Raw genomic sequence first — 15915 nt, forward strand, 5'->3', positions numbered from 1 at the left:
ATGGGGTTGGAGGAAATTGCATGTATTCTAACGAGAACTTACATTTAACTGATGTGATAGATATTGATCTGCTACATAATGTCCAAGATAAACTTTCAAGTCTAGTTGATGTCTCTGTTGTTACAGTAGATTCAGAAGGAAAACCTGTTGGTGACTTGAATAATTTCACACCATTTTGTGATCTAGTACGTTCATCTAAAAACGGGTCAAAACTCTGTATTGCCTGTGACGCTCGAGCTGAAAAACGCTCCTTTGCGGATAGAAAATCTATCACATATGATTGTCACTTAGGTTTAAAGGATTGTTGCGTACCGATTATTGTTGATGAAAAACTTTTGGGAGCTGTCCTTGGCGGACAAGTTTTAATCAAAGAACCAAATAGTGAGAAAGACCCACGAGACAAATTTGATGTACATAAAATGGCTTCTGAGCTAGAAGTATCTGAAGAAAGACTTCAAAATGTTATTGATCAAATAGCAGTTGTTGAAGAAAAATACTTGCAAGATTGTGTTGACTTGTATGAACTGATTGCTAACTACTTAAAAGAGATGGGTCTAAAATCTATTGCACAAAAACAATTTGTTGAAGAGTACCAAGAAAAACTTGCTTTTGAGAAAAGGCTAAAAAATGCCGAGCTTAAGACCATAGAAGCGCAAATCAATCCTCATTTTCTCTTCAATACCTTAAATACCATTGCTAGAATAGCACTGAAAGAAAATGCTGAAGATACTGAAGAAATGATCCATACTCTTTCGGATCTACTTCGATACAATTTGCGCCAAGTCGAAGAATTCCCTACATTAAAAAATGAATTAGCAAATATTAAACGGTACTTATATATTCAAAAAACTAGGTATCAAAACAGACTTGATTACTCAATTGAGGTTTCAGATGAAGTATTATCTTACTGCATACCGAATATGATTATGCAACCCATAGTCGAAAACTCAATTATTCATGGGATTGAACCTCTTCTATCGGGGGGAAAAGTCTTAATATCAATCAAAAAAGAATCTGACATCGTTATTGTTGAAGTCAGCGATACTGGTGTCGGAATGTCAGCAGAAGTTCAAGCAAATCTTTTGAACTCCACTTCTGGAAAACGACATCACGGATTGGGAGTAAACAATTCCCATCTTCGATTGAAAGATTACTTTGGAGACAATTATGGACTACAAATCGAAAAAAGAAGGGGGTATTCTACTACAGTAAAAATTGTTTTTCCTGCCTTTACAGATATTCGTCAGTTACAAAGGGGGTACTTAAATGAAATACAAAATGCTAATAGTTGAAGATGAAAATTTTGAAAAAGAGGCACTCGAAACAATCATTAGTAAAAAGTACAACGAAATTAGTATCGTAGGGTTGGCAACAAGCGGAAAAGAAGCTGTGAATAAAGCAAAACTGTTTAGACCAGATATCATTCTAATGGATATCGGTATTCCTGAGTTGGATGGTCTCTCTGCACAACGGCAAATACTAGATTTTTTGCCGGATGTCCGTACGATTATTCTGACTGCCTACTCGGACTTTCAACACGCACAAGACGCAATCAACAGCCGAGTGGTTGATTATCTTATTAAACCCATTCGCACAAAGAAATTAACTGAATCAATTGATCGTATTCTTTTAGATTTCCAAAATAATTCTAATCACGTTTCATACGGTGTAAATGAGCTCTCCCAAATATCTCAGAATGAGACTATTCAACAGGCATTAATTTACATCGAAAATCATTACTTAGAGAATATTCAAATCACAGAACTCGCTAAATCTCTTTTTCTAAATCCTCAATATTTCAGTCGATTATTCAAAAAAGAGCTAAATATCAGCTTTAGTGAATTTCTAATTCTTTATAAGTTAGAAAAATCAAAGGATCTACTGATTGAAACAGACCTGCCCATTTATGCAATTGCGAACAATTCTGGATTTACGGATTCCTCTTATTATTGTAAAACCTTTAAAAAGTACGTTCATGTAAGTCCATTACAATTTAGAAAAAGAAACAAAGGCTCAGTATCGTTTTCTTGATCATGAATAAAAAAAACGTCAAGAAACATTCTGTAGAATCAGATGTGTCTCGGCGTTTTATTATGAATAGTATTAAATTTTAATTATTCAGGAGCTTTAGCAAGCAAACCTACCAATAATCCTGTAACAATTGTACCTGCTGCAATAGCTACAAAATACATAGCTAGATTGGTCATAACACCTGGAATAAACATTACCCAAATTCCACCATGAGGTGCTCTTGAAGCACACCCAGCTGCAATAGAAATCGCCGCTGCTACAGCTGATCCAGCCATTAAACTTGGGATAATCTTTAATGGGTTGGCAACTGCAAAGGGAATTGCTCCTTCAGTAATGAATGATGCTCCCATAATCCAGCAAGACATTCCGGCTTCACGTTCTTTTTGTGTAAATTTATTCTTAAACAATACTGTCGCTAAAGCGATTCCTAGCGGTGGAGTCATCCCCGCGACCATACATGCAGCGATAGGTTCGTATATTCCATTGGCCATCATCCCCATAGCAAATGTTACCATTGCTTTGTTTAAAGGGCCGCCCATATCGAAAGCCATAAAACATCCAATCAATAAACCAAACAGAACGCCATTTGTTGTACCCAAGGAGTTCAACCAGTTTGTCAAAAATTCCATCAATGCTGAAATAGGCTGACCAATCAAGAATTTCATAGCTAAACCTGTAATCAATACAGCAAGTAAAGGAACAATAATTAAGTTGGATAATGCTTGAATCGATTTCGGAACCTTCAGATGTTTTACAATAAATGCCGTTAAATATCCAGCGAAAATACCGCCTATTAATCCTCCTAAAAATCCGGCACCACTCGTACTAGCTAACATCCCGCCAACTACACCTGGTGCAATACCTGGTCTTCCCGCTACTGAATAAGAAATACCACCAGCAAGGATAGGTACCATTAATGCTAATGACGTCCCACCACCTATTTCACTCAATGCAGCAGCTAAAACATTGTATGACGCACTGGTTGGATCACTGGCCTCAATACCAAAAGCAAAGCTTAATGCCGTGATAATCCCACCTGCGATAACGAATGGTAACATAAAGTTTACACCCGTCATAAAATGAGAGTAAATTCCTGTTTTTTCCTCTGATGTTTCTTCACTTGTGGTTGATTTTCCAGATACTCTTCCTTGTGGGCTGTTCAGAACTTCTGTTATCAATGATTCGGCTCTTTTCAGCGGTTCCGCAACTTTGACTTCAATAAATGGCTTGTCGGAAAAACGACTTTTTTCTTTTACATTCGTATCTACCGCAAAAATGACTCCATCAGCAGCAGCAATCATTTCAGGTGTCAACTTATCTTCAAAACCTGTTGCTCCTTGTTTTTCAATGTGCACTTCAACGCCCATTTTCTTACCAGCTTCTTCTAAAGCTTCTGCCGCCATGTAAGTATGAGCAATACCAGTTGTACAAGCAGTTACTCCTACGATCATTTTATCCATGCTTTTCTTTTGTACAGAGGTCAAAGGCTCATGTTTTTGATCCTGTTCCTTTATTGCACTATACACTTCTTGAGGTGATTCTGCTGTATTAATTGTATGGATAAATGCAGGTTTCATCAACTGTACGGATAGTTCAGATAATAATTTTAAATGTGTACTTCCTGCCTTATCCTCTGGAATCGCCAACAAGAATATCGTCTCAACTTGATTAGAAGCATTCAATGACGGCCATGCTGATCCAGTTAATGGTTTTTTTAATGTCATAACTGCAAAAGCTGGTTTGGCTACTGCATTACTTTTCCCATGCGGAATGGCTAATCCATTTTCCATTCCAGTAGCTGACTCTTCTTCTCTTTGTAAAACAGAACGCATAAATGCTTTTTCATCTGTTACAATCCCTTGAGCTGCAAATAACTGAATAAGGTTTTTCAAGATGGCTTCTTTGCTGTCAAAATTTTGATTTGTCAGAATTAGTGCTTGATTTGTCATTTCATGTAATTTCATCTTTCTTCCTCCTTGTGTTAAATAAATTGGTCTTGATTTGAATCTACATAAAGAATAATTTCCTCAAATTTTTGAATATCCCAAGCAGTACGTCCAATAAACAATCCGTCAATATTATTTTTTGCCAATAGCTCTTGATAATTGTCTAAATTGACACTTCCACCATAGAGCATTGGAACATTGTTACCCTGATTGCCAAATCTCTTGACTAAACATTTTCGCATTGCAGAATGAATTTCCTCAACATACATAGGATCAGCTGGAATGCCATTTTCTCCAATAGCCCACACAGGCTCATAGGCAATCATCACGTTTTTATACTCTTCTCCTTTTAATTTCGAAAGACCAGTTTCTAATTGACGTAAAACGGTTGAAATACTGGCATCACTTTCTTTTTCAAAAGAATTTTCACCAACACATAGAAGCGGTTTCATTTCTAATTGAGAAGAAGCTTTTACTTTTTTTGAAAGCTTCTCATCAGTTTCTCCAAACCACTGACGTCTTTCCGAATGCCCTAATTCATTAATCGTCACACCAATTTCTTTTAGTTGCTTTGGTGATACCTCTCCTGTAAAAGGACCCTCCTCTTCTTCAGACATATTTTGCGAACCAATCCAGCAATTTCCTTTGGTTGAAATATCAATTGCTTCCCTGATTGTTAAAAATGAAGGAATAACAAATAATTGGATGTTTGAAGAGACCTTTTTTGATAGTTCAGTTACCTTATCGATGTACACAAGCGTTTCTTCATAACTTTTGTACATCTTCAAATTTGTACCTAAATATAATGTGCTCATGAGGCATTCACCCCTCGGACATATCTAGACATTGTATCGAAAATCAAGGCAACTGAAGTAGCTCCAGCATCCTGATGACCGATAGAACGTTCTCTTAAGTTTTTTGATCTTCCATGTTTTGAAATCATATTCTTCGTAGCTAAAACGCCATCTTGAGCAGCTTTTGTGCCAGAAGAAAGTACATCAATTATGTCAGCATCTTTATTTTTGATTACTTCTTTCATAGCCAGAACAGCTGGTTCTAAAGAATCAACCATTGTTTTGTCGCCTGCTTTGGCTCCTCCACGTTTCTTAATACTTTCTACTGCTTGAGAATATCCTGCAACAATCATTTCTCCATCTAAAACCGTTGAGTCTTTTGTTTCTTCCGCCAATGAAATATAAATACTTGCAAACAATACACCTGATGCGCCCCCCATTGAAGAGAGCAATGCCATTCCAACATCCTTGTAAAACTCACCAATCGTATTAAAATGTATATGTTCATCAATCATTTTTTCTACTGCTGAAAAACCTACAAACATACCTTCTCCGTGATCCCCGTCGCCTATCTTCCGGTCAATTTCTCCCAATAGTTCTCGATTTTCAATGATGGTTACAGAAACGGCCTTCTGCATATCTTTGACTTGATCGATTGTCATCGTTTTCATTTTTTCCCTCCAATCTGATTGAATGGCATTACATAATCATCTTCATATAGTTCAATAAGTTCATCATCTATATCTAGGATTGAAACAGAAAATCCAGACATATCGTTTGTAGTAAAATAGTCACCGATAATAACGTCTACAACTGAAATCCCTTTATTGTTAATTTTCTTGATGACGCTCCTAGAAACAAGTAATTCTTCCATCAAGGTAAAAGATCCAAGACCATTTATTAAAACAGCAACTTTGGAACCTTCTTTAAATGCAGAGTTTTTTTCTAAATCATTGACGATTAGTTCACTTAGTTCATCGGCAGTCATCAATCCTATGAGATTTTTCCCCGGTTCGCCATGAACACCAATCCCAAACTCCAGTTTATCTTCAGCTATTTCAAAATTTGGTTTACCAGTTAAAGGATTAATCCCAGGCTTGATGCCAACTCCTAAAGAATAAAGACGACTATTTACTTTTTGACCAATTCTAATGCAGTCGAGAAAACTATAGCCTCGCTCAGCGGCAGCGCCTAAAATTTTTATCACAAATACGATTCCTGCTACGCCACGACGTTCTTCTCTCCTCATATTGTCGGATGACCCAATGTCATCTGATACAACAATGTTTTCAACATCTACTCCATCCAACCTCAGAAGGTCAGTTGCCATACCAAAATTTAAAAGGTCTCCTGAATGATTGCCATATAAAAAGATAATTCCCTTCTCATTGTTGACAGCCTTTGCCGCTTCAACAACCAGCAAAGGGTTTGGCGCGGTAAACATATTTCCAATCGCTACCCCATCAGCCAATCCTTTTCCTAAAAAGCCAAAAAATATAGGCTCATGTCCGCTGCCTCCACCAATCACAATGCTTACTTTTGATTTATTTCGGTTCTTATAGGTCAAAGCATTCTCTTTATTAACTCGTTCATAATCAGAGGGAAAAGACAATGCAATTCCCTCTACCATTTCATCAACAATACTATCTGGATGATTAATTATTTTTTTCATTTTGGTAATCCTTTCAAAATTTTATAGATATCTTCCACAAGTGCATCGCTGGTGAATCTGTAATCATCTACCAACTCAGTGGCTGGCGCAGATTTACCAAAACTATCAATTCCAAAACAATAATCAACATACTCATGCCAACCATAGGTAGATCCACATTCAATACTGAATGATAATATATCTCTTGGAAGCACTGATTCTTTATATTCATCTGATTGTTGAGAAAATATCTCTTGAGAAGGCATACTTACCACACGAATTGACTTGGATGGCATTTTGCTTTCTATCTCTAAAGCTAGAGATACTTCTGATCCTGTGGCAACCAGAATTAAATCAGGCTTTCTTGAACTATCTTTCAAAATATAGGCCCCATTTTTTATTGGTGAGTTGAGTGGTGTAACATTTGGTAAATCTTGACGACTAAGAACGACCATACTTGGCATTTCAGGTTTTTCTAAAATATATTGATAAACCGAAAATGTCTCATTTGCATCTGCAGGTCTGAACACTCTTAAATTAGGTGTAGCTCGAAATCCAGCTAATTGTTCGATTGGTTGGTGTGTTGGACCATCTTCGCCGACAGCAACTGAGTCATGAGTCATTACATAAATGACTGGCAATTTCATTAATGCAGCTGAACGAATAGCCGATTTCAGATAATCTGAGAAAACGAAAAACGTTGCTCCGAAACTTATCAATCCCCCATGTAATGAAATACCATTCATTGCAGCACCCATAAAAAACTCTCGTATTCCAAACCAAATATTACTTCCTTGATAAGATTTATCGGAAAAGTCTCCTTTCCCATTTAAATACGTTTTATTTGATGAAGCTAGATCCGCTGAGCCTCCAAATAACGGGAGCTTTTCAGCTAATTGATTCAGTACGATACCCGATGCTTCTCTTGTTGAAAGTTTATTTTGGCCTCCAAACGGGTTTGCCATATTTTTTACTTCATCGAAATAATTTCCAGAGAAGTCTTTCATCAACTGCCTATACATTTCCGGATACTTTTCTTGATAAGAAGCAACCGAATCTAACCAGCTAGTTTCAAACGTTTGTCCTCTTTTTAAATACTCTTTTTGAAAATTCTTTACTGAGTTACTCAATTCAAAATCTTCTAACGTCCAATTATAGAACTCTTTTAAATTCTTTAAATCATCGCCTACAATAGGGTTTCCGTGTACTTTTGAGGTTCCAGCCTCTAAAGACCCAAATCCAATCACACTTTTGATCTCGATTAATACTGGTTTTTCCGTCTTTTTTGCGGATGATATTGCTTCGGAAATCTTATCCAAATTGTTTCCATCCTCAACTAAAATGTAGTCCCAGTGATAGGCTTCGCATCTTTTCTCTACGTCATCCTTAGAAGAGTAATCCAAATTACCATCCAAAGTAATATCGTTTGAATCGTAAAGAACAATCAGTTTATTTAACTTTAAGTTTCCAGCTACTGACATTGCTTCTGATGAAATGCCTTCCATCAAGCAACCATCGCCAACCAAGCAATACGTGTAGTGATCAATAATCGAAAATTTGTCCCGATTATATTCACTTGCCAAATGTGCTTCTGCCATTGCCATACCAACTGCTGAAGCAATTCCTTGTCCTAGAGGACCACTAGAAATATCTACCCCTTCAGTCATCTCGATTTCGGGATGTCCTGGAGTCTTGCTATCTAATTGACGAAAATTTTGTAAATCTTTCTTGGTAAGAGGATATCCAAAACAATAGAGTAAACTATACAATAGTGCCGATCCATGACCAGCTGATAATATAAAACGATCCCGATTCATCCAATTTGGGTTTACAGGATTTACCTTCAAATGATTGGCAAACAAGGCTGTAGCAGCTGGTGCTGCGCCAAGGGGTAAACCCGGATGTCCAGAGTTTGCCTTTGCTATCATATCTACAGAAAGCATTCGAATATTGGTTACTAAGTCGTTCATTCGCCTATCTCCCTAGTTCTTTATTTTTGAAAACTTTCTTCATATGTCATAATTCGATTAATTTTCGGGGTTGAACGTCCATCTACAAAGGTTTCCTTAAGATTAGTTCGTACTAATTCTTTCACTAAAGTCAATCCTAGTACTTGTTGACCAAATGTGATTATTTGAGCATGATTGCTCAACTCCGCTCTTTCAGCAGAATAGACATCTGTAATGTTAGCAGCACGAATTCCAGGTACTTTATTCGCGGCAATTGCCATTCCAATACCAGTTCCACATATTAGAATTCCTCTATCAAAGTCATTAGCCATAATTTTCTTCCCCAAAGCAACCGCTACATCGGGATAATCATCATCTTTGTTAAGCTTGACTTCAGTAGCTTCATGACCTAATTCATTTACGAATTTTATCAACTCATCGCGATAGGCGATTCCATTTAAATCCGATCCAATTCCAACTTTCACTGTGTTTCCTCCTTCTAATAGTCAATTTTGCTCGCATTCTATCATTTTATTAATGTCCACTTGATATTTAATAAATCACACAAGTCTGTAATTTGTTCAGATGTTAATGATAAAGAGTAAACGGTGTGATGACCGCCACCTGCTTCTAGCCATTTTTGAACACCTTGCTCAAAACTAGGTAATGGTTTCCACAATACACAAGCGACTGGTAGATTTGGAGAATCGGACGCTTTACATTCGATGGCTTCTACTTCGTTGATGATTACTTCATATTCAGTACCAGTATGGACCATACACGCAACCGTACCTTTACCTGCTTTACCACCAAAAACAACACGAGCAGGATCTTCTTTACCACCTATTCCCAAAGGAGCTACTTTCAGCAAAGGTTTTTCACTTGCTAAAACGGGATCTACTTCTAGCATATGAGCACCCATAATATATTGATCTCCATTCATGAGGTTATAAGTATAATCTTCCATAAACCCGGTTTGGTCATTCTTAGCTAGGTGTTTCAAAAGATACGTTAATGCAGCTGTCTTCCAATCTCCTTCACCAGCAAATCCGTATCCCTTAGCCATCAAGCGTTGCACGGCTAAACCTGGCAATTGCTTTAATCCATGTAAATCTTCAAAGTTTGAGGTGAAACCTTGATAATTGTATTTAGTAAGGAAATTCTCTAAGGCAATCTCCATCTTTGCTTGTTCTTTTGTATGTTCAATAAAGTAATCTGATTTCAAATCCTCTTCTTCAACTTCATACTCTAATAAATACTCCTGATACACATTGTCAATTTCTTCTTTAGTCACCATTTCCATTTCTGTAACTAAGTCACCAACACCGTAATAATCAACTTCCCAACCTAGATCAATTAAAGCTGATACCTTGTCACCTTCAGTGTCTGCGACATTCCTCATATTGTCTCCAAATCGAGCAATTCGAATATTTTCTGATACAGCAGTTGTCTCAGCAACTTGCATCCAATGATTTACTTTGTCTATAACACTCTTATCTTGCCAATATCCTACAACTATCTTATTTTTTAGATTCAAGCGCATATTAATGAAAGAAAACTCTCGATCGCCGTGTGCACTTTGATTTAAGTTCATGAAATCCATGTCGATTGTTTTCCATGGCAATTCCTGATTAAACTGAGTAGCTAGATGTAACATAGGCTTTTGGATTTTTTTCAGTCCCCTAACCCATGATTTTGCTGGAGAAAATGTATGCATCCAGAAAATCAATCCTTTTACCTCTTTGCGATAATTAGCCTCTAATACTAAATCCTCTATATTTTTTGAAGATATCCCTAATTCTTTTAACTTAACTGGAAACTCAAATGATTTATTCTTATTCCAATAGTCGACCATTTCTTCAGCGTGTGCTTTGACTTGTGATAGTGTCTCCTTCCCATAAAACTCAACACTACCAACGATGAACCAAAATTCTGATTTCATTATTAGTGACCTCCTATAAGTTTGTTTAAATAGATTTTATCTAGTTGCTCATATTCAAACAACGCATGTCGCAGATGTTGAATACCACTCAAAAAAGCGTGTTCATTTGATCGTTTTCGATCATACACTTTTAAAAAGAAAGAAGCTTTTTATAAAAGCTTCTTAAAATATCGACTAGTAGTACTTAGCTGCTCCAATAGTATTCATAATGCTCAACTTATGTTTAACAACTTCTTTTGCCGCTTTATCAGCAGAAAGATATACTTCAAATGGTTCATAAACATCCGGGTTTTCAACTAGTTGTTTTTGTAAAGCATTGAAGAAGGCACTTTTGACATCACTTGAAATATTCACTTTAGCGACACCATATTTCACAGATTCTGAAACTTCGCTATCTGGATTTCCTGAACCGCCATGAAGAACAAATGGAATATCCAGCTTTTTGTTTAACTCTTTTAACAACTCAATATTCAATTTTGGAGTAATGTGTTTTGGATACAAGCCATGTGCTGTTCCAATAGCAACTGCTAACGTATCGATACCGGTTTCTTCCACAAAGTGTACTGCTTGGTCTGGATCTGTATAAATGATCTCAGAGCTTCCGCCTTCAGAACTTCCGTTATTACCAATAGTTCCAATCTCGGCTTCAACCGAAACATTTACAGAATGAGCAATTTCTACTACTTGTTTCGTAATTAAAATATTGTCTTCCAAACTAGCATGAGACGCATCGATCATAACTGATGTATAGCCATTCTTGATTGCCCGTGTAACATTTTCTATATCTGCACCATGGTCTAAATGAATAACTACAGGTACTTTACTTCTTAATGCGTATTCTTGAACAACCGCAACGAAGTTATTTCCAACGTAATCGATTTCTAATGGGTGAATTTCTAAAATAACTGGAGAATTTGTTTCTTCAGCAGTTTCCATAATTGACTTTAGAATATCAAAACTACTAATGTTAAAAGCTGGTACTGCAAATTTGTTTTCTTTTGCTACTGCAAGTAAATCTTTCATCGTATAAAGCATATTTGATTCCCTCCACTAATTTATTTATATATTTAGTATAGATGTTGCTTAACAATAAACAATAAGTGCCCGGAAAGATGATTTTCAATCATAGTTGTTTGTACATTTGATTGAAAACGATCAAAATTTCTGCAATAATTAGGATATCAATATGAAGGAGGGCATCATGAAACTACAACAGAGACAAGAAGATATATTGGATGTTTTAGCAAAAAAGAAATTTCAAACAGTTTCTTCATTAGCCAAACAATTCTATTCCAGTGAAGCTACTATTCGTAGAGACTTAACTCAATTGGAAAAAAGAGGTGATGTTGAGCGTGTTAATGGCGGTGCCTTCTATATTAAGGATGCACATCTCGAAAGACCTATTTCAGTGACTAACCTAGACAATGGTGACAAAAAAGAGATTATCGCAGAATTAGCTTTGGACTATATTTCCGAAAATCAAATTCTTTTCTTGGACTCCAGCAGTACTTGTTTTTATCTTGCAAAAAAATTAAGTTATTTCAACAACTTGACTATTATCACAAACGGACTGTTAACAGCTCATATGTTGTCAGAAGAAACCGATAATCGAATCTTTTCAACGGGTGGTGAGGTTTATTCAAAACGTTCTAGTGTAAATGGATACCATGCCTTAAGATATATTGATGAACATAACGCAGATATCCTTTTCTTATCCTGCAAAGGAATCAACACAAACGGAATTACAGATTTAACTGAATCAGAGGCATTGGTCAAGAAAAGCTATCAAAGAAAAGCTAAAAAAACAATCCTTTTGGTTGATAGTACCAAGTTCTTAGCAACTTTCTTTTGTGAAGCCCTCACTTTTAAAGAAATTGACATTGTTATTAGTGACTATCCATTGCCAGATGAAATTAAAAATAAATGTTTAGAAAATTCAATTGAGATGATCTATCCTGAAAACTAAAATAGACTCAACCATGCATGTGTTGGTTGAGTCCGTTTTTTTCAAATCATGCGCTATTTTCTGTTTATCATCTATCTACACATTGTGGTCTGAAAATGAGCTTTTCATCAAAAAATTTGTTTTCAGTACTTTTTTTCTTGTATTTAACATTTACCTTGTAATACTAATGAGCAGATAAATTGAGTGATTGTGCATTTTTCGTCAATTATAAAATCAGGAGATGCCTCATAATCCGATATAACACGATTTCTACGATTAATCCACACTGCATTCCATCCAGCATTTTTAGCACCAACAATGTCATTGGCAAACGAGTCCCCTACAAAGAATGTATTTTCTGTATCGAGCTTCATCATTTTTTCCACATATCTGAACAATTTTATATCTGGTTTTGCATATCCCAACTGACCAGAAATAAATATATGGTCATCTGGTATCCATCTATTCAACTTCAAGTCCTTAATTTTTTTCATTTGGTGCTCTGCTGGACCATTTGTGATGATTCCTAATCTGACCCCATATTGGGAACATATATCCAAAGCCTTTCCCATCTCAGGTAATAACTCTATTTTGGCCTGATTCATTTGATAATCACATTGGAAATTTCTTCCCTGTTCTTCAGTGATTGATTTATCAAAATGATTAAAGGCTTTTTGTATGCGATATATATGTAAATCATCAAGAGATATTAATCCATTTTCAGATTTGTTAAAAACTTTATCACTGTAAAAACGACTATAATTGAAAAGTTTCTCAATTGGGATATCAGTGAAATCAAAGTTCTTTTCATACGCTAGCTGAAATGGAATCAATTGATCATATAAAGTATCGTCAACATCAAAAACTATTGCTACCAATACAGATTCCTCCTCTACTAAATAAAACCGAAACAAAACACTATTGCGGTGTGCTCGTTTCGGTTCGATGACGTTTATAATGAGTTATAGGTTTCGACTACTTTATTTACTGTAAAACCATAGTTAGAAATAACCGTGTCTCCTGGTGCACTTGCTCCAAATGTATCAATAGCAATTGACTCCCCACATAAACCAACATATCGTTGCCAACCAAAACTAGATCCCATTTCTATTGAAACACGCTTTGTAACTGACGCTGGTAAAACTGATTCCTTATACTCCTTAGATTGTTTCTCAAATAAATCAAAACTAGGGATTGAAACAACTGAGACATCTTCCCCTTGTTTTGCTAACTCTTTTTGTGCCATTACAGCTAGATTAACCTCCGATCCTGTTGCAATTAGCACTCCATCAGGAGACTCCTTAGACTGTTTTGAAATAACATAGGCACCTTTTGCAACACCTTCATCAGCAAGAACTGCTGTTCCTTCAAGTATCGGTAAATTTTGTCTACTCAAAACTAGGATAGTTGGTGTTTTTTGAGATGTCACAGCAATTTTCCATGCAGCGACAGTTTCATTTCCATCCGCTGGTCTAATCACATGAACATTTGGCATACATCTTAAACTAGCTAGCTGTTCAACCGGCTCATGTGTTGGACCATCCTCTCCAACTGCCACAGAATCATGCGTCAATACATACGTTACTGGAACACTTTGCAAAGCACTCAGTCTGACTGCTGCTCTTAAATAATCAACGAAAACAAAGAACGTACCTCCATAAACTTTTGTTCCCCCATGTAATTGAATTCCGTTCATTGCCGCTGCCATTGCAAACTCACGAACTCCAAACCAAATATTTCTTCCACTTGGATTATCAGGAGTAAAATCAGATGCATTTGCAATCATAGTATTATTTGAAGCAGATAGATCAGCTGATCCACCCCATAAAAATGGAATCCCTTTTGCCAATTCTTGAATAGTCTCTTTACTAGTAATTCTGCTTGCTGAACTTGTTCCCAAATCATATTTAGGAAGAGTTTTATCCCAGTTATCAGGCAGTGAATTTTCGAATGCACAACGATATTGTTTTGCTAAGTTAGGGTATTCTTTGGAGTATTCATCAAAAAGTTCGTTCCATTCTTGTTCTTCTTTCTTACCTCTACATAATAGATGCCGATCAAATTGTTTTCTAACCTCTTCAGATACAAAGAACTTGCTTTCTTCACTCAAACCATAAAATTTTTTAACATTTTTTGTGTCTTCCCCACCGAGAGGAGAACCATGCACTTTAGAGGTGCCCTGATTTTTAGATCCATATCCAATTACAGTCTTAACTTCGATTAACGTTGGACGATTATGTTCTGATTTTCCTTCTTCGATTGCATTATAAATCATCTCAAGATCATTGCCGTCTTCAACTAAAATATGTTGCCAACCGTAAGCTTGAAATCTCCTTCCCACATTTTCTGTAAACGAGCGATCAGTTGGTCCATCTAATGAAATATCATTTGAGTCATACAGTACAATTAGTTTTCCCAATTTCATGTGTGCAGCCATTGAACAAGCTTCTTGGGAAACACCTTCCATCAAGTCTCCATCACCACATAAAGCGTATGTATAATGATCAACGATAGGAAAATCTTTTTTGTTATAGGTAGCTCCTAAGTGAGTTTCTGCCATTGCCATTCCAACAGCCATTGCCATTCCTTGTCCGAGTGGTCCAGTTGTAGCTTCTACTCCATCAGTATGATTCACTTCAGGATGACCAGGCGTTTTCGAATCCCATTGACGGAAATTTTTCAGATCATCAACAGTAATATCATATCCAGCTAAATGTAATAAGCTGTAAAGCATTGCAGATCCATGTCCAGCAGATAAAACAAATCGGTCTCTATTTGTCCAATTTTTTGAAGTTGAGGGATTAATTTTTAAAAACCTACTCCATAAAACATATGCCATTGGTGCGGCTCCCATGGGTAATCCTGGGTGACCAGAATTTGCTGCTTCAATCGCATCAATACTCAGTGTTCTAATTGTATTAACAGCTTCTAAATCTATATTAGTAAACATTTTATCCTCTTTCTTAGACAAGAATAGCTAATCAGATGATTAGCTATTACTTGTAAAATTTCCTATTTTTTAAACGCTTCCCAATCATTTAAGAAAGTTTCAATACCTTTGTCGGTAAGCGGATGTGACCAAAGGCTTGGGAAAAGACTACTTGGAATCGTTGCAATATGAGAACCCAAATTTGTTACAGTTTCAACGTGTGTTAAGTTTCGAATACTCGCAGAAATAATCTCAGAATCAAATCCGTAAAAATCGATCGCTTGTCGAAGTTTTGCAATAAGCTCGTATGCATCTGTACCAATATCTTCTAATCTCCCAATAAATGGGCTGATGAATGTTGCCCCAGCCTTCATTGCTAACAAACCTTGAGCAAAAGTAAATATTAGTGTTACATTAGTTTTGATGCCTTCTTTTGACAAGACATTTACTGCTTTCAATCCTTCTTCAGTCATAGGAATTTTCACTACAACATTCTCAGCCCATTTCGCCAGATTTCTTGCCTCTCTTATCATTTCTTCTGACGTTAAGCCAATTACCTCAGCGCTAACAGGTCCAGTAACAATGGAACAAATTTCCTTAATTACTTCCTCGAAATCTCTTCCTTCCTTAGAAATAATTGTTGGATTTGTAGTAACGCCATCAACCAAGCCCAGGTCATTAATTTTTTTAATATCATCTACATTTGCAGTATCCAGAAAAAACTTCAT

The 15915-nt window shown here is 36.3% G+C and carries 14 protein-coding genes; 3 read left to right on the top strand and 11 right to left on the bottom strand.

From position 1 onward, the window contains the following. Nucleotides 1-20: 20 nt before the first annotated feature. Both IGI52_RS08015 and IGI52_RS08020 read left to right on the top strand, forming a co-directional pair. Complete coding sequence (locus IGI52_RS08015) at nucleotides 21-1292, top strand: sensor histidine kinase (protein ID WP_438780975.1); 1272 nt, start codon at nucleotides 21-23, stop codon at nucleotides 1290-1292. After that, a complete protein-coding gene (locus tag IGI52_RS08020) occupies nucleotides 1267-2031 on the top strand; it encodes a response regulator transcription factor (RefSeq protein ID WP_396002774.1) in 765 nt (254 codons plus the stop codon). The genes IGI52_RS08015 and IGI52_RS08020 overlap by 26 nt, the downstream gene beginning before the upstream one ends. An 83-nt stretch (nucleotides 2032-2114) precedes the next feature. On the opposite strand, the gene IGI52_RS08025 is transcribed toward IGI52_RS08020, so the two are convergent. The 8 genes from IGI52_RS08025 to IGI52_RS08060 form a co-directional block, all read right to left on the bottom strand. Then, entirely contained in the window at nucleotides 2115-3995 is a 1881-nt protein-coding gene (locus tag IGI52_RS08025) for a fructose-specific PTS transporter subunit EIIC (protein WP_396002773.1), read from the bottom strand. A gap of 17 nt (nucleotides 3996-4012) precedes the next feature. Beyond that, entirely contained in the window at nucleotides 4013-4792 is a 780-nt protein-coding gene (locus IGI52_RS08030; protein WP_438780976.1) for a triose-phosphate isomerase family protein, read from the bottom strand. Then, nucleotides 4789-5442, bottom strand: a complete 654-nt coding sequence (dhaL, locus tag IGI52_RS08035) for a dihydroxyacetone kinase subunit DhaL (protein WP_438780978.1) — start codon at nucleotides 5440-5442, stop codon at nucleotides 4789-4791. Before dhaL ends, IGI52_RS08030 begins: the two co-directional genes overlap by 4 nt. Beyond that, nucleotides 5439-6443, bottom strand: coding sequence for a dihydroxyacetone kinase subunit DhaK (locus IGI52_RS08040; protein ID WP_396002770.1), 1005 nt, complete (start codon nucleotides 6441-6443; stop codon nucleotides 5439-5441). Before IGI52_RS08040 ends, dhaL begins: the two co-directional genes overlap by 4 nt. Next, nucleotides 6440-8392: a transketolase gene (gene tkt, locus IGI52_RS08045; protein WP_438780979.1), complete on the bottom strand. Its 1953-nt coding sequence runs from the start codon at nucleotides 8390-8392 to the stop codon at nucleotides 6440-6442. Before tkt (IGI52_RS08045) ends, IGI52_RS08040 begins: the two co-directional genes overlap by 4 nt. A 20-nt stretch (nucleotides 8393-8412) precedes the next feature. Next, nucleotides 8413-8856, bottom strand: coding sequence for an RpiB/LacA/LacB family sugar-phosphate isomerase (locus tag IGI52_RS08050; protein ID WP_396002768.1), 444 nt, complete (start codon nucleotides 8854-8856; stop codon nucleotides 8413-8415). A 41-nt stretch (nucleotides 8857-8897) separates the two neighbouring features. After that, the gene (gene araA, locus IGI52_RS08055; RefSeq protein WP_396002767.1) at nucleotides 8898-10313 is read right to left on the bottom strand and encodes an L-arabinose isomerase; all 1416 of its coding nucleotides are present in this window, start codon (nucleotides 10311-10313) and stop codon (nucleotides 8898-8900) included. A 174-nt stretch (nucleotides 10314-10487) separates the two neighbouring features. Next, nucleotides 10488-11348 (bottom strand): ketose-bisphosphate aldolase, encoded by an 861-nt coding sequence (locus IGI52_RS08060; RefSeq protein ID WP_396002988.1) that lies wholly within the window; start codon nucleotides 11346-11348, stop codon nucleotides 10488-10490. A gap of 166 nt (nucleotides 11349-11514) precedes the next feature. Between IGI52_RS08060 and IGI52_RS08065 the strand changes: the two genes are divergently transcribed. After that, nucleotides 11515-12279, top strand: coding sequence for a DeoR/GlpR family DNA-binding transcription regulator (locus IGI52_RS08065; protein ID WP_438780982.1), 765 nt, complete (start codon nucleotides 11515-11517; stop codon nucleotides 12277-12279). Nucleotides 12280-12422: 143 nt separating this feature from the next. Here IGI52_RS08065 and IGI52_RS08070 read toward each other — a convergent pair whose 3' ends face one another. From IGI52_RS08070 to fsa, 3 genes are all read right to left on the bottom strand, one after another. Beyond that, complete coding sequence (locus IGI52_RS08070; protein ID WP_396002990.1) at nucleotides 12423-13136, bottom strand: HAD family hydrolase; 714 nt, start codon at nucleotides 13134-13136, stop codon at nucleotides 12423-12425. A gap of 74 nt (nucleotides 13137-13210) precedes the next feature. After that, nucleotides 13211-15208 carry a transketolase gene (tkt, locus tag IGI52_RS08075; protein ID WP_438780983.1) on the bottom strand — a complete coding sequence of 666 codons (1998 nt, stop codon included), beginning with the start codon at nucleotides 15206-15208 and terminating at the stop codon, nucleotides 13211-13213. A gap of 62 nt (nucleotides 15209-15270) precedes the next feature. After that, the gene (fsa, locus tag IGI52_RS08080; RefSeq protein ID WP_396002992.1) at nucleotides 15271-15915 is read right to left on the bottom strand and encodes a fructose-6-phosphate aldolase; all 645 of its coding nucleotides are present in this window, start codon (nucleotides 15913-15915) and stop codon (nucleotides 15271-15273) included.

Origin of the sequence: Enterococcus sp. DIV0187 (assembly GCF_051713785.1) — a bacterium.
GTDB classification, from domain to species: Bacteria; Bacillota; Bacilli; order Lactobacillales; family Enterococcaceae; genus Enterococcus_A; species Enterococcus_A avium.